The sequence below is a fragment of the Roseovarius sp. genome (assembly GCF_018066915.1).
Classification (GTDB): Bacteria; Pseudomonadota; Alphaproteobacteria; order Rhodobacterales; family Rhodobacteraceae; genus Roseovarius.
In genome coordinates, this window is sequence record NZ_JAGPVV010000207.1 from 1 (window position 1) to 14,613 (window position 14,613).

Here is a 14,613-nt window from a genome sequence, read left to right on the forward strand (position 1 = left end):
GACACCTGGCCGCAGGCGCTCCACCTGCATCCCGATCTGCCCGCGCTGTTCGAGGGCATCGTCGTGTCGGGGCACGAGCGCATGGTCAAACCCGACCGCGAGATTTTCGATCTCCTCTGCACCCGCGCCAATGCCGCACCCGTGGTGTGTTATTTCATCGACGACAGCGCCGACAACGTGGCCGGTGCCCGCGCCGCTGGCTGGCAGGCGCATCACTTCACCGGGCCCGAGGGCCTGCACGCCGACCTGCGCGACCGGGGGCTTTTATGACCGATTACAACTTTGCCTATCTTGATGAGCAGACCAAGCGCATGATCCGCCGCGCCATTCTCAAGGCGCTGGCGATCCCCGGTTATCAGGTGCCCTTTGCCAGCCGCGAAATGCCGATGCCCTATGGCTGGGGCACGGGCGGCGTGCAGGTCTCTGCCGCCTGCCTCACGCCCGGCGACACGTTCAAGGTGATCGACCAGGGTGCCGATGACACCACCAACGCGGTCTCGATCCGCAAGTTCTTTGAGAAAACAGCCGGTGTCGCCACCTCCGAACAGACATCAAAGGCCAGCCTCATCCAGACCCGCCACCGCATCCCCGAGGAACCGCTGACCGAGGATCAGATCCTCGTCTATCAGGTGCCGATCCCCGAACCGCTGCGGTTTCTCGAACCCTCCGAGGTCGAGACTCGCAAGATGCACGCGCTCGAGGAATATGGCCTCATGCATGTCAAACTCTACGAAGACATCAGCCAGCACGGGGCCATCGCCACCGCCTATGCCTATCCGGTCAAGGTCGAGGGGCGCTATGTGATGGACCCCTCCCCGATCCCCAAATTCGACAACCCCAAGCTCAGCATGGCCGCGATCCAGCTTTTCGGCGCGGGGCGCGAGCAGCGCATCTATGCCCTGCCCCCCTATACCCAAGTCATCAGTCTCGATTTCGAGGATCACCCGTTCGAGGCCACCAAGGCCGATCACGATTGCGACCTCTGCGGCGCGGCTGACAGCTATCTTGACGAGGTGATCATGGATGACGCGGGCGGGCGCATGTTCGTCTGCTCTGACACCGATTATTGCCGGTCGCGGCGCGCGGCGGGCCATGTGGGTGCCCAAGGTGCCCCCTATGAGGAGGACGCCGCATGACCCCGCTTCTCAACGTGCGCGATCTCGCCAAATTCTACGGGTCCCGGCGCGGCTGCGAGGGCGTCAGCTTTGATCTCTGGCCGGGCGAAGTGATGGGCATTGTGGGCGAGAGCGGATCGGGCAAATCCACGCTTCTGTCTTGCCTTGCCGGGCATCTGGCGCCCGACCGGGGCGAGGTGATCTTTGACACGCAGCTACACGGCCCGCGCGACACGCTCACCATGTCAGAGCCGGAACGCCGGATGCTCATGCGCACCGATTGGGCCTTTGTGCATCAACACGCCCGCGACGGACTGCGCATGGGGGTTTCGGCGGGCGGCAATGTGGGCGAACGCCTGATGGCCGTCGGCGCGCGGCATTACGGGCAGATCCGCGATCAGGCGATTGATTGGCTGGGCCGGGTCGAGATTGCCGCCGACCGCATCGATGACAAACCGCAGGCGTTTTCGGGTGGCATGCAGCAACGCCTGCAAATCGCCCGCAACCTAGTGACCGGCCCGCGCCTTGTGTTCATGGACGAACCCACCGGCGGGCTTGATGTCAGCGTTCAGGCGCGGCTCTTGGACCTTTTGCGCGGGCTTGTGCGCGAAATGGGGCTCTCGGCCATCATCGTCACGCATGATCTGGCGGTCGTGCGCCTGCTCGCGGATCGGCTGATGGTGATGAAGGATGGCCGCGTGGTCGAAGAAGGCCTGACCGATCAGGTGCTCGACGATCCGCAACACGGCTATACGCAACTGCTTGTTTCCAGCGTATTGCAGGTCTGACCGCAGGAAAGGATACGCGCGATGATCACCTATTACGCCAAGGACCAGACCGGATTGCGCAAGGTGCCAGACCTGGGCGGCGCCCCCGTGCTCTGGATCGACATGCTCTCTCCGGATGCGCAAGACCTGGCGCAGATGTCCGGGCGTCTCGGCATCGCTCTGCCCAGCCGCGAGGATCAGGAAGAGATCGAGCAATCCTCTCGCCTCTATCTCGAAGAGGGCGTGCCGGTGATGACCGCCCTGCTGCCCGCGCGCAACGACGCAGGCGAAACCATTGTCGGCCCGGTGTCCTTTGTGCTCATGGCCGACCGGCTGGTGACACTGCGCCACCACGCCCCGCGCCCCTTTACCACCTATCCCGACAAGGCCGGAAAATCCTCTTACGGCTGCGCCAGCACAGAGGCGGTGCTGATCGGGCTGATCGAGGAAATCATCGACCGGCTGGCCGATATCATCGAACAGACCGGCCGCGACATCGACGCGATCTCCAAGCGCATCTTTGGCGACAAGCCCCTCAATACCGCCGCTTACCGCACCGCGCTGCGCGACATCGGTCAGGCCGACGGGCGCGTCATGCAAATCCGCGAGAGCCTGATGACGCTCGAGCGCCTGCTTGGCTTTCTCATGCCGGTGATCGAGGCGCGACGCAGCGCCAAGGCCCTGCGCGGCGCGCTCAAATCGCAATATCGCGACGTGCGCGCGATCACCGAACAGGCAGGCTATCTGCAACAGAAAACCGGCTTCATGCTCGATGCGGCCCTCGGCCTCATCACCATCGAACAAAACGCCATCATCAAGATTTTCTCGGTGGCAGCGGTGGCCTTTCTGCCGCCAACGCTGGTGGCCTCGATCTACGGCATGAATTTCGAGGTCATGCCGGAACTGTCCTGGCCCTTCGGCTATCCGATGGCGCTTGGGCTCATGGCGCTGTCGGCGCTGGTGCCGCTCTGGATTTTCCGCCGCCGCGGCTGGTTATGAACATGGGAGACCCGCAATGATCGAGATCGACGGCCTGAGCAAGAGCTTTACCCTGCACAATCAGGGCGGCGCGGTCATTCCGGTGATGGCCGGCGCGCATCTGCACGTGGCCCCCGGCGACTGCGTGGCGCTGACCGGCTCTTCCGGCGCGGGCAAATCCACCCTCATGCGGATGATCTATGGCAATTACCGCGCCAATGCGGGCCGTATTCTGGTGGGTGACACCGATGTCGCCCGCGCCGCGCCGCGCGAAATCATCCAACTCCGCCGTCACACTCTGGGCTATGTCAGCCAGTTCCTGCGCGTCGTTCCACGCGTGCCCACCCGCGACGTGGTGGCCGAACCGCTCTTGATCCTTGGCACCCCGCGCGAGGCGGCCCTGGCCCGCGCCGAGGCGCTTCTTGCGCGCCTCAACATCCCCGAACGGCTCTGGTCGCTCAGCCCCACGACATTCTCAGGCGGCGAGCAACAGCGCGTCAATATCGCGCGCGGCTTTGCCCATGACTTTCCCGCCCTCTTACTCGATGAACCCACCGCCAGCCTTGACGCCACCAACCGCAAGGTGGTGCTGACCCTGATCGAAGAAGCCAAGGCGCGCGGCGCGGCCATCGTCGGCATTTTCCACGACGAGGCCGCGCGCGCCCGCGTCTGCGACCGAGAGGTGGATGTGACCGCCTTCACCCCGGCGCGCGCGGCATGACGCGCGGCCGCCTCATTGCCGTGGTCGGCCCTTCGGGTGTGGGCAAGGACACGCTGATGCGCGCCATGATCGCAGAGCGCCCCGGCCTGCGCCGCGTGCGCCGTGTCATCACCCGCCCCCCCGACCCCGAGGGCGAAGGCCATGAAGCGGTGAGCGAGACCGAATTCGACGCCCGCCTCAAGGAGGGCGGCTTTGCGCTCCACTGGCGCGCGCATGGGCTGCGCTACGGCATTCCCGTTGGCATCTGCCTTGATCTGGCGGCGGGGCGCGACCTGCTCGTGAACCTCTCGCGCGGCGTCCTGCCCGAGGCTCAGGCGCGGTTCAAGCCGTTCTTGATCCTGCACCTGACCGCCACGCCGCAGGTGCTGGCCGCCCGCCTTGCCGCGCGCGGGCGCGAAACCGCGCAGGACATCACCGAACGGCTGACCGGCGCCGATCTGGCCCTGCCCGAGGGGGTCGGCCCGGTCGTGACCCTCGACACCGACGCGCCCCTGCCCCGGCTGACCAAGTCGGCGCTCAAATCCATCTATGCGGTGAGGGTCTGACGGTGGATCAGATGAAACCGCCCCGCCGCATCCTCGCCCATCAGCGACAGCGCGTCGATCACATAGGGGCGCGGCAGATGCCCGCCGATCAGCCCCTCCAGCGCCGCCTTGATCCCCGGCAATTCCCCCTTGGGCCGCTTGCCCGTGAGCGTGATGTGAAACTGGAATTCCTCCATCACATAGGGATAACCCCAGCGCAGCAACAGCGCGTCTTGTGCGGGGCTCAGGCCACCCACCCGTCGCCGCGCCAGTTGCGCCTCGCTCAAGGGTGCGCGCCACGGCTCGAACGCCGCCACGGCCCGCGCGGCCAAGCCGCTCAAAGCGCCCTGATCCCCCATCGGCACCAGCGCCAGAAACCGGCCCAGCGCCACGATCTCCAACCCGTCCAGCGTGACCGCCGCCTCGCCTGCGCAGAACCGCTCGAACGCGGCCATCAACCCCGCCTCCCCCTGCCCCTCGGCCAAGACGAACGGCGGCTTGATCGTTGCATGCAGCCCGTATTTGCGCGGGGTCTCGGTGATTTCGGCCACGGATGCCGGCAGGCCCGATACCTCTGGATGCGCCACGGCACAGCCCTGTGCCGCATCCCATCCCAACCACGCCGCACCAAGGGCGGCAAATTCCCCCTCGGGGGGCGTGACATAAACAGCGTAGCGGTGAAAATCCATGATCTCTCTCGTCGGGTTGCCGTGACGTGCCAAGAAAGCGTGACATCCCCATGACAGAAGACATCATTCTCGCCAATGCCCTCCTCGTTTTGCCGACCGAGGTGATCCGCGGCGCGCTGCATCTCCGGGGCGGTAAAATCGCCGCCATCGACAGCGGCGCGGCCCTGCCGCCCGGTGCGGTGGATTGCGGCGGCGATTACCTCGCCCCCGGCCTCATCGAGCTGCACACCGACAATCTGGAGCGCCACATCCAACCCCGCCCCAAGGTGGATTGGCCGCACAATGCCGCCATCCTTGCCCATGATGCGGAACTGGCCAGCGTGGGCATCACCACCGTCTTTGACGCGATGCGCGTGGGCTCCATCCCCACCGGCGTCGGGCGCTACAGCAAATATGCGCGCGGCCTCGCCAACGAACTCCTCAGCCTGCGCGCCGAGGATGCGCTCAAGATCAGCCACTTTCTCCACCTGCGCGCCGAGGTCTGCTCGGAAACGCTGGAAGAGGAAATGGACCAATTCGGCCCAGAGGACCGCGTCGGCATCGTCAGCCTGATGGACCACACGCCGGGCCAGCGCCAATTCCGCGACCTGACCAAACTCGAAGAATACATGAAGGGCAAACACGCCCTCACAGACGCCGAATTCGCCGAACATGTGGCGCAACTCAAGGCGCTGCGCGCCGCCCATGGCGCGCGCCACGAGGCCGCCGCCGTGGCCCATGCCGCCCGCTATGGCGCGGTGCTGGCCAGCCATGACGACACAACCGAGGAACAGGTTGCCGTATCCAGCGGCTACGGCATCCGTCTGGCCGAATTTCCCACCACGACCGAGGCCGCCCGCGCCTGCCATGCCCGCGACATCAGCGTGATCATGGGCGCGCCCAATCTCATCCGGGGCGGATCACATTCCGGCAATGTCGCGGCAGGGGAACTGGCCGACATGGGCTATCTCGATATCCTCTCATCGGATTACGTGCCTTCCGCGCTCCTCTTGGGAGCGGTGCAACTGGGCGCGCGTTGGGGCGACATGGCGCGCGGTCTGGCCACCGTCACCGCCAACCCCGCCCGCGCCGTGGGCCTCACGGATCGCGGCCACCTGTCGGCTGACGCCCGCGCCGACCTGATCCGCTTTCGCCTGCGCGGCGGCGCACCGGCGCTGCGGGGTGTCTGGTCGCAGGGCCGCCGCGTCGCCTGAGCGCGCTTTGACAAGGGGCAAATCGGGGCGCATAACAGGCGCGAATTCAATCGCTTGCGCCGGAGGCCCCGATGACCCAACCGCTCTTCACCCTGCCCCAACCGCCCCTCGTGCCGATCACCGGCACGGATCAGGGCTATCCGGTGCAGCGCATCTTCTGCGTCGGGCGCAACTATGCCGCCCACGCGCTCGAAATGGGCAATGAGGTGGACCGCGAAGCCCCCTTTTACTTCAACAAGGCACCGCAAACCCTCTGCCTGAGTGGCTCCAGCATCCCTTACCCGCTCGAAACCTCGGATTGCCATCACGAGATGGAATTTGTCGTGGCCCTCAGCGCCCCCGCCTTTCGCGTCAGCACGGCGGAGGCGATGGACGCGGTCTACGGCTATGCCTGCGGCATCGACCTCACCCGCCGCGACCTGCAAGGTGTCGCCAAGGAAAAGCGCCGCCCCTGGGACATCGGCAAGGATTTCGAAAATGCCTCGATCATCGCCCCGCTGACCCCCAAATCCGAGTTTGGTGCCATCGCGGACCAAACCATCCGCCTCTCTGTGGACGGGCGCACCGTGCAAGAGGCGACGCTCGCCGATATGATCTGGTCCGTGCCCGAAATCATCGCGCATCTGTCGCGCTTTTATCACCTCGCCCCCGGCGACCTGATCTATACCGGCACGCCCGCAGGCGTCGGTCCCGTACTGCCCGGCAACACGCTCTTGGGTGAAATCGACGGGCTCAGCCCCCTGCACCTCACCATCACCGCCGCAGAGTAGAAACGATGACCGCCCCCGCCCAAGGCCGCCTGCACTATGTGCCGGTGACACTCTTTACCATCGTGATGGGCCTCTGCGGCTTTACCCTCGCGCTGCGCGCGGGCGAAAACTCCCTTGGCCTCACGCACGTGGCCTCTTGGGCGGCGCATTGGCTGACCATGGCGGTCTTTGCCGCCGTGGCGCTTGGCTATCTCGCCAAGGCCATCCGCCACCCCGCCGCCGTGGCCGCCGAATGGCGACACCCGGTCAAACTCGCCTTTTTCCCGGCGATTTCCATCGCGCTGGTGCTGATGTCCATCGTCATGCTGGTTCCTGCGCCGGGGATTGCGCATGTGATGTGGCTGATTGCTGTGCCCATGCAACTGGTCCTGACCCTCGCCGTAGTCAGCGGCTGGATCAGCGCCCGCGCCTTTCAACACGGGCACCTCTCGCCCGCTTGGTTCATTCCGGCGGTGGGCAATGTGATCGTGGCCATCGCCGGGGTGCCGCTCGGCTACCCGGAAATAAGCTGGTTCTTCACCAGCGTCGGCCTCATCTTCTGGATTGTTCTGCTCACGCTGGTGATGAACCGCCTGATCTTTCACGATCCCCTGCCCGAGCGTTTGCAACCCTCGCTGGTGATCCTGATCGCGCCCCCTGCGGTGGGCTTCCTCGCTTGGGTGGAACTTGTGGGCGGGGTCGATGCCTTTGCCCGCGTGCTGCTCAATTGCGCCTATCTCTTTACGCTCATTGTCGCCGTGCAACTGCCCAAGCTCTTGAAATTGCAGTTCTCTCTCGCCTTCTGGGCGCTCAGCTTTCCCATGGCAGGCGTCACCATCGCCAGCTTTACCTATGCCGAGGCTCTAGGCTCTCCTGCCCACCGCCTGATCGGCTTGGGCCTCCTTGCCGCCCTCTGCGTGATCATCGCAGCGCTCCTCTGGCGCACGCTCAAGGCCCTGCGCGCAGATGCCATCTTTCAGCCGGATTGACAGGGCCGGAGCGTATTGCGTCCCATCGAAAAGGCACCCTAATTAGTCAATCACGGCTAATCCCGGCTCATCCTCACCCCAACAGCCGCCGCGCGATCACCTGCGCCTGAATCTCCGCAGCCCCCTCAAAGATATTGAGAATCCGCGCGTCGCAGAGAATCCGGCTGATCTTGTATTCCAGCGCAAAGCCGTTGCCGCCATGGATCTGCAACCCGTTATCCGCCGCCGACCACGCCACGCGCGCGCCTAACAGCTTGGCCATCCCCGCCTCTAGGTCACAGCGCCGCCCGTGATCCTTTTCCCAAGCCGAGAAATAGGTCAATTGCCGCGCCACCATGATCTCGACCGCCATCATCGCCAGCTTGCCCGACACACGCGGAAACTCGATCAGCGCGCGGCCAAACTGCTTGCGGTCCTGCGCATAGCGCATCGCCACATCGAGCGCCGATTGCGCCACCCCCACGGCCCGCGCGGCGGTCTGAATGCGCGCAGACTCGAAGGTTTCCATCAACTGCTTGAATCCCTTGCCTTCTTCACCACCCAGCAGGTTCTCGCCCTTCACATGAAAATTGTCGAAGCCCAGTTCGTATTCCTTCATCCCGCGATAGCCCAGCACCTCGATCTCGCCACCGGTCATGCCGGGGGTCGGGAACGGGGCCTCATCCGTGCCGGGGGTTTTCTCGGCCAGAAACATCGACAGCCCCCGGTGATCGGTGGTGTCGGGCACCGTGCGTGCCAGAAGCGTCATCACATGGGTGCGTGCCGCATGGGTGATCCAGGTCTTGTTGCCCGTCACCTTCCAGTCGCCATTCTCATCCCGTACCGCACGGGTGCGCAGACTGCCCAGATCCGATCCGGTATTGGGCTCTGTGAAAACCGCCGTCGGCAGGATTTCGGCACTGGCGAGCTTGGGCAGCCACTCTGCCTTTTGCGCGTCGGTTCCCCCGCAGAGGATCAATTCGGCGGCAATCTCGGAGCGCGTGCCAAGGGACCCCACACCGATATAGCCCCGGCTCAACTCCTCCGACACCACGACCATCGACGCTTTGGACAGACCAAAACCGCCGAATTCCTCGGGGATGGTCAGGCCAAAGACGCCCATTTCCGCCAATTCCTCGATGATCTCCATCGGGATGAGCTCATCCTTGAGATGCCAGTCATGCGCATAGGGCTCGACCTTTTCGACCGAAAAGCGCCGGAACTGCGCGCGGATCATCTCGAGCTCTTCCTCAAGGCCCGTGCGCCCCACCGTGATCTCCGCCGACCGCTCCTGCATCAACTCCACCAACCGGCTCCGCGCCGCTTGGGTATTGCCCGCCTGCATCAACATGGTTGCGGCCGGGTCCATCAGCAGATGCGCATCATCCGGGCTCAGTCCCAGATCCTGAAGCCGCACCATCTCGCCTTGGTTCATCTGGATGCCGCCCGCGATCTGGCTCAGATATTCCCCAAAGGCGATTTGCAGGATCAATTGCTCGACCTCGCCAAACTCGCCCTTCTCATCAAGCCGCACCGCCCATAGCTGCATCTGGCGCAGCGATTCGACATAGGTCGCCAGCCACGCCAGCCCATGCGCCGCTGTCTGATGCGCCTCGATCGCGGCCCCCGACACACGCCCCTCGACCGTCACCAGCTCGCGCACAGAAGCTGTTGCCCGCTCCAACAGCGCCTCGGCAGGGGCCAGCGCCACGCGGGTCAGGGCCAGCAGGTCGCCCAAAATGATCGGTTGTGCCATCGCCAGATCCTGTCCGTCATGTGCCATGAATCGCATCCTTTTCCTGATCTGGTGCCTTTTATCCATTATGCAGGTGCAGCGCAACTATTATGCTTTTTGTCGCAGGCTTTTGTTCTAAAATTGCGCGTTGATTTTTTGCAGCGCAGCACTACCGCCATGGTCAGACGCCCAAATGCCATGATAAGAGGCACCATGGACACGTTTTTCGATATTGGCCCCTATTGGGGCTGGGGTCTGGCCTTTACCGTGGCGGTCTGCGCCGGGATGGTCAAGGGCGTGGTGGGCTTTGCCATGCCGACGGTGATGATCGCAGGGCTCAGCACGATGATGCCCCCCGAACTGGCACTGGCGGGCCTCATCCTGCCGACGCTGGCCACAAACCTCTGGCAGGCGCTGCGCCAAGGCACGCGCGCGGCCATCACCTCGATTGCGCATTTCCGGGTGTTTCTCATTGCGGGCGGTCTGGTCATGGTGTGCGCCGCGCAATTGGTGCCGGTGCTGCCACCGTCGGTGATGCTGCTCTTCATCGGCCCGCTGATCACGCTCTATGCCGCCTCTACCCTGCTTGGGCGCGGCCTGCGCCTCCCTCCCGAACCGGGGATCAAAGGCGAAGCGGGCATGGGCGCGCTCGCCGGGCTCTTTGGCGGTCTCTCGGGCATCTGGGGTCCGCCCACCGTCGCCATGCTGATCGCGCGCGGCACCGAGAAAACCGAACAGATGCGCGTGCAGGGCGTGATCTACGGTCTGGGCGCGCTGGTGCTGCTTGGCTCGCATATCGGATCGGGTGTCTTGCGCGCCGAAACCCTGCCGCTCTCTGCGGCCATGGTCGCCCCGGCGCTCCTCGGCATCTGGATCGGCTTTCGCCTTCAGGACCGGTTCGATCAGGTCACCTTTCGCAAGATCACTCTCTGGGTGCTGCTGATTGCCGGGCTCAATCTCATCCGGCGTGGGGTGATGCTGCTCTAACGGCTCCAGACCTTACACAATCGAGGGTCAAACCTTACAGAGCTTACATGCGGCTCAGCCCCGCGCCACCTCTGCCGCGAACCGCGCCACATAGCGCGCCCGCGCCTCGGGCAGGGGCCGGTTGCCCAATTGCGGCGCGAGGTGATTTCTCAGGAAATGTCCTGTTACTTCAAACCCTTGCAGGATTTCCGCATCCGGTGCCGGGCCATGCCCCATCAGACAGGGCGGCAGCGGCAACAGCCGGTCCGCCCACTCCCCCGCCCCGGCCCGTGACACAGCACGCCCGGTTTTTGGCGATATGTAACTGAGATCATTGGCCTTTTCTCCCAGAACCGCACAGCGCCGCAGGTCGAGGCCAAAGCCCATCTCCTCCAACAACGCCAGTTCCCAATTGAGATAGGCCAGCGTCCAAATCTCGGGCTGGTCCAGAAGATCAAGCAAGATCAATGTCTTGCGATAAAGCTCCGCATGGGCCTCGCGCTCGGGCAGCACAAAGAGCAAGAGCGCACAGACCGCATTCAACCCGGCCAGCGCCATCCGGTCGCTCATGGTCCAAGCCCTTGATTTCAAAGGCTCAACCCGGAATGTGCCGATGTGATCCTCCAACCGCGCGCGCCATTCCACATCAAGTTGCGCACCCGGTTGCAGGACAGGGGCCATCTTGCGCGACGCACCACCGCGCACCACACCCGCATGCCGCCCCCGCTCAGGCGTAAAAACTTCAATGATTACAGAGGTTTCCCCATGTCGGCGACTGCTCAGAAGAATACCCTGATCGCGCCAATCCATCGGCCCTCACCCCGCCAAACCATCCTGATCGAGCAGATGTCGCCCCTCCCGGTCCTCCACCTCGATCACCCAAAGGTCGGGATCATAGCCTTTTTGCCGCGCAATCGCCGCATCCACCTCGGATTCCGCGCCCTCGGCCAAGGTAATCCAGACCCGCGCGCCGCTCATGAGGTCGATAGAGCGTTGAAAAACCTTCGCTTTTCCATCCAGCGTGTTGAGCTTGACCAGAACCGCACCGCCGGTGTCATCGCCATGCGCCACCACAAAAGCGGGGATATCCGCCAACCTGAGCCGCGCCAGATAGGCATCCACCCAAAAGCGCGCGGTCAGTCGGGCCATAGGCTTAGTTCCCGTCCTTGAAATCCAGCCCCATCTCGGAATAGCGCTCGGATTCCTCTTGCCAGTTCTCCCGAACTTTTACCTGCAAAAACAGGTGGATACGACGACCCAAGAACTCTTCCAACTCCTCACGCGCGGCCTTGGACACGGCCTTGATGGTCTCGCCCTTGTTGCCCAGAACGATGCCCTTATGCCCGTCGCGCACCACGTAAACCACTTGATCAATCCGGGCAGAGCCATCCTTGCGCTCTTCCCAATTCTCGGTTTCGACGGTCAGTTGATAGGGCAATTCCTGATGCAGCCGCAGGGTCAGCTTTTCGCGCGTCATCTCGGCGGCGATCATCCGCATCGGCAGATCGGCGATCTGATCCTCAGGATAAAGCCATGGTCCCTCGGGCACTTCCCCTGCCAGCCAGTGCCGCAGATCGTCTACTCCGTGACCCTTCTCGGCGGAAATTAAGAACGTCTTTTCAAAGGCAAAGCGCTCGTTCATGTCCTTGGTCAGCGCCAACAGCACCTGCGCCTGCACCCGGTCTATCTTGTTGATGGCCAGCGCCACCTTGCGGCCCTTGGCAATGCCGGTCAGCCCCTCAAGGATGCGTTCCACCCCTTCGGTCACGCCGCGATGCGCCTCGATCAACAGGATCACCACATCGGCATCCGCAGCCCCGCCCCAAGCGGCCGCAACCATCGCGCGGTCCAGCCTGCGGCGCGGCTGAAAGAGACCGGGCGTGTCCACGAACACCAATTGGCTCTGCCCCTCCATCGCGACACCCCGGATGCGCGCGCGGGTGGTCTGCACCTTGTGGGTGACGATGCTGACCTTGGCCCCCACCATGCGGTTCAGGAGGGTGGATTTGCCCGCGTTGGGCTCTCCGATCAGGGCAATAAATCCGGCGCGCGTGGTCATGGGATGCGTCTCGTCTGTTATGATTGACAGGCTCTAGCCGATTTGACGCCCCGCGACCAGAGCAGAGCGTCAGTTCTCGCAGCCGAAGGGGACAAAGGTGCTGGCCATGCCCTCGTTCATCGTCATCATGGTCAACAAATCGGCCAACGCATAATCCTGCGCGGTCTTTGCACAGATGCGCGCAGGCGCGACACAGCCAGACGCAATGAAGATCTGGTTTTCCTCGATAAAACGCTGGCTTAGCCGCTCTGGCCCGAGGGCGGCCAAGGCATCCTCGGTCGCCTGCGCATAGAGTGCGCATTTGCGGAGCGTCCAGGCATCGGCGGGGGTCTCTTCAGCCTTGGCCATCAACCCCAAGACCAGCATCACGGCCAAAGCAACAGCCCCGCGCACCCGCTCACTCCGTTTGCAATTCATCCAGCAGCGCGCGCGCCGCCGCCTGTTCCGCCTGTCGCTTGGACCCGGCGGTGGCCTCGGCGCTCTGGCCGCTCTTCAATTGCGCGGAAATGGTAAAGACCGGCGCGTGATCCGGCCCTGAGCGGGCCAGTTCGACGTAATCGGGCGGCGGCAACCCCCGCGCCTGCGCCCATTCCTGAAGCGCGGTCTTGGCGTCGCGCGCATCTTCCTTGACCGCGCCCACCCGCGCGCCCCAGAGCCGCAGCACCACCGCGCGCGCCGCCTCGAACCCGGCATCAAGATAGACGGCGGCGATCACCGCCTCCATCGCATCGCCCAAAAGCGCCTCTTTGCGCCGCCCGCCCGAGAGCATTTCGGAACGCCCGAGTTTCAGCACCGCGCCGAGGTTGATGTCGCGCGCCACATCGGCGCAGGCCTCCTTGCGCACCAGCGCGTTAAAGCGCGGCGCAAGCTGGCCCTCGGTGGCCCCCTGATCCTGCGACAAGAGCGCCTCGGCCATCACAAGACCCAGCACCCGGTCGCCCAAGAATTCCAGCCGCTGATTGTCATCGCGATTGGGTGTCGCCATCGAGGAATGCGTCAGCGCCCGCACCAAGAGTGCCGCATCGGAAAACACATGCCCGAGCCGCGTCTGAAACGCCTTGATTTCCGACGAAAGCTTCACTCAAGCCTCTTGAAGAAGCGGTCGCCACGCCATGTCCAGAAGGCCAGCATCGACCGCCCACCCGAGGAAAAGACCACCCGGTTCGCGCGCCCGATCAGGTTCTCGAAGGGCACAAAGCCGACCCCGCCCACCGCCTGCGGAAAGCGGGAGTCGGTGGAATTGTCGCGGTTGTCGCCCATGAAGAAATAATGCCCGGCCGGCACGGTAAAGACGCCGGTATGATCCGATCGCTGGTCGCCGATGTTCAGGATCGAATGTGACCGGCCATTCGGCAGGGTCTCGATCTGGCGCGATTTGAGGCAATCGGCCCCCTCGCCCACCACGCCATTCTCACAGCGCGGGCGGATGCCCATCGGCCCTTGGCGCGTGAACTCCTCGACGAAATCCCCGGCCGGTTCCAGCCCGACAGCAACCTCGTTGATATGCAGCACGCCGTCCTTCATCTGGATGCGATCCCCCGGCAGGCCGATCACCCGCTTGATGAAATCGGTGCCATCGGTCGGTTGGCGAAAGACGATGATATCGCCGCGCTCGGGCTCTGACCCAAAGATGCGGGTGTTGTCGCCGTCGATGAAGGCGCAGATTTTCTGCGCGTCCATGTTCAGCCCACCCAGCCGGATCGACGGGCAAGAGGCGTAGGAATAGCCATAGGCCATTTTGTTGACAAAGAGAAAATCACCGATCAGCAGCGTGTCCTTCATCGACCCTGAGGGAATCCAGAACGGCTGAAAAAAGAGCGTGCGGAACAGCCCCGCGATCACGAGGGCCCAGAACACCGTCTTGACGGTTTCCCAGATAGAGCTCGATGTCTTGCCTGTGGCGGCCATTTTTGGCGTCCTCCGCTATCTCTCCGGCGCTACATGCGGGGCCGGGACCATGGTGTCAAGCCGGGCCTGCGACAGGCCGCGCCTCGATCACCACAAAGGCCTGTGCCCAAGGGTGATCATCTGTCAGCGTCACATGGATGATCGCCTCATGTCCCGGCGGCGTCATCTCGGCCAGACGTGTCGCGGCCCAACCCGTAACCTGCATCACCGGCTGGCCTGTGGGCAGGTTCGTGACCGCCAT

The 14,613-nt window shown here is 64.0% G+C and carries 18 protein-coding genes and 1 pseudogene; 10 read left to right on the top strand and 9 right to left on the bottom strand.

What is annotated here, in order from left to right; all coding sequences use genetic code 11:
* The 6 genes from KBT70_RS11490 to phnN form a co-directional block, all read left to right on the top strand.
* On the top strand, nt 1–270 hold a 270-nt coding region (locus tag KBT70_RS11490; RefSeq protein WP_296633221.1), incomplete at its 5' end, for an HAD-IA family hydrolase.
* Nucleotides 267–1,136, top strand: a complete 870-nt coding sequence (locus KBT70_RS11495) for an alpha-D-ribose 1-methylphosphonate 5-phosphate C-P-lyase PhnJ (RefSeq protein WP_296633224.1) — start codon at nt 267–269, stop codon at nt 1,134–1,136. The genes KBT70_RS11490 and KBT70_RS11495, both read left to right, overlap by 4 nt.
* Nucleotides 1,133–1,903 (top strand): phosphonate C-P lyase system protein PhnK, encoded by a 771-nt coding sequence (gene phnK / locus KBT70_RS11500; RefSeq protein WP_296633226.1) that lies wholly within the window; start codon nt 1,133–1,135, stop codon nt 1,901–1,903. Before KBT70_RS11495 ends, phnK begins: the two co-directional genes overlap by 4 nt.
* Before the next feature lie 21 nt (nt 1,904–1,924).
* The gene (locus tag KBT70_RS11505) at nt 1,925–2,881 is read left to right on the top strand and encodes a magnesium transporter CorA family protein (RefSeq protein WP_296633229.1); all 957 of its coding nucleotides are present in this window, start codon (nt 1,925–1,927) and stop codon (nt 2,879–2,881) included.
* 16 nt (nt 2,882–2,897) lie between these two features.
* Complete coding sequence (gene phnL, locus KBT70_RS11510; RefSeq protein WP_296633231.1) at nt 2,898–3,581, top strand: phosphonate C-P lyase system protein PhnL; 684 nt, start codon at nt 2,898–2,900, stop codon at nt 3,579–3,581.
* Complete coding sequence (gene phnN, locus KBT70_RS11515; protein ID WP_296633234.1) at nt 3,578–4,126, top strand: phosphonate metabolism protein/1,5-bisphosphokinase (PRPP-forming) PhnN; 549 nt, start codon at nt 3,578–3,580, stop codon at nt 4,124–4,126. Before phnL ends, phnN begins: the two co-directional genes overlap by 4 nt.
* Here phnN and KBT70_RS11520 read toward each other — a convergent pair.
* Nucleotides 4,108–4,794 (bottom strand): DUF1045 domain-containing protein, encoded by a 687-nt coding sequence (locus KBT70_RS11520; protein ID WP_296633236.1) that lies wholly within the window; start codon nt 4,792–4,794, stop codon nt 4,108–4,110. The two genes, phnN and KBT70_RS11520, sit on opposite strands and share 19 nt — an antisense overlap.
* 50 nt (nt 4,795–4,844) lie before the next feature.
* Between KBT70_RS11520 and KBT70_RS11525 the strand changes: the two genes are divergently transcribed.
* The 3 genes from KBT70_RS11525 (at nt 4,845) to KBT70_RS11535 (ending at nt 7,725) form a co-directional block, all read left to right on the top strand.
* Nucleotides 4,845–5,987, top strand: a complete 1,143-nt coding sequence (locus tag KBT70_RS11525) for an alpha-D-ribose 1-methylphosphonate 5-triphosphate diphosphatase (protein ID WP_296633237.1) — start codon at nt 4,845–4,847, stop codon at nt 5,985–5,987.
* 71 nt (nt 5,988–6,058) lie between these two features.
* Complete coding sequence (locus KBT70_RS11530; RefSeq protein ID WP_296633239.1) at nt 6,059–6,757, top strand: fumarylacetoacetate hydrolase family protein; 699 nt, start codon at nt 6,059–6,061, stop codon at nt 6,755–6,757.
* A 5-nt stretch (nt 6,758–6,762) separates the two neighbouring features.
* Nucleotides 6,763–7,725 (top strand): SLAC1 anion channel family protein, encoded by a 963-nt coding sequence (locus KBT70_RS11535; protein WP_296633241.1) that lies wholly within the window; start codon nt 6,763–6,765, stop codon nt 7,723–7,725.
* A 73-nt stretch (nt 7,726–7,798) separates the two neighbouring features.
* Here the strand turns inward: KBT70_RS11535 and KBT70_RS11540 are convergent, their stop codons facing one another.
* Complete coding sequence (locus KBT70_RS11540) at nt 7,799–9,487, bottom strand: acyl-CoA dehydrogenase family protein (RefSeq protein ID WP_296633243.1); 1,689 nt, start codon at nt 9,485–9,487, stop codon at nt 7,799–7,801.
* Between the two features lie 165 nt (nt 9,488–9,652).
* Between KBT70_RS11540 and KBT70_RS11545 the strand changes: the two genes are divergently transcribed.
* Complete coding sequence (locus tag KBT70_RS11545; protein WP_296633246.1) at nt 9,653–10,426, top strand: sulfite exporter TauE/SafE family protein; 774 nt, start codon at nt 9,653–9,655, stop codon at nt 10,424–10,426.
* Between the two features lie 54 nt (nt 10,427–10,480).
* On the opposite strand, the gene recO is transcribed toward KBT70_RS11545, so the two are convergent.
* The 7 genes and pseudogenes from recO to KBT70_RS11580 form a co-directional block, all read right to left on the bottom strand.
* Nucleotides 10,481–11,215 carry a DNA repair protein RecO gene (gene recO, locus KBT70_RS11550; RefSeq protein ID WP_296633249.1) on the bottom strand — a complete coding sequence of 245 codons (735 nt, stop codon included), beginning with the start codon at nt 11,213–11,215 and terminating at the stop codon, nt 10,481–10,483.
* A 6-nt stretch (nt 11,216–11,221) separates the two neighbouring features.
* Complete coding sequence (locus KBT70_RS11555; protein WP_296633251.1) at nt 11,222–11,554, bottom strand: DUF1491 family protein; 333 nt, start codon at nt 11,552–11,554, stop codon at nt 11,222–11,224.
* A gap of 4 nt (nt 11,555–11,558) precedes the next feature.
* Entirely contained in the window at nt 11,559–12,464 is a 906-nt protein-coding gene (gene era / locus KBT70_RS11560) for a GTPase Era (RefSeq protein ID WP_296633252.1), read from the bottom strand.
* Nucleotides 12,465–12,533: 69 nt separating this feature from the next.
* On the bottom strand, nt 12,534–12,857 hold the full coding sequence (locus KBT70_RS11565; RefSeq protein ID WP_296633255.1) for a hypothetical protein: 324 nt from the start codon (nt 12,855–12,857) through the stop codon (nt 12,534–12,536).
* A gap of 4 nt (nt 12,858–12,861) precedes the next feature.
* On the bottom strand, nt 12,862–13,545 hold the full coding sequence (gene rnc / locus KBT70_RS11570) for a ribonuclease III (RefSeq protein WP_296633256.1): 684 nt from the start codon (nt 13,543–13,545) through the stop codon (nt 12,862–12,864).
* Nucleotides 13,542–14,372: a signal peptidase I gene (lepB, locus tag KBT70_RS11575; protein ID WP_296633259.1), complete on the bottom strand. Its 831-nt coding sequence runs from the start codon at nt 14,370–14,372 to the stop codon at nt 13,542–13,544. The genes rnc and lepB overlap by 4 nt, the downstream gene beginning before the upstream one ends.
* Nucleotides 14,373–14,427: 55 nt before the next feature.
* Nucleotides 14,428–14,613, bottom strand: a pseudogene (locus KBT70_RS11580) (holo-ACP synthase); the annotation flags it as partial.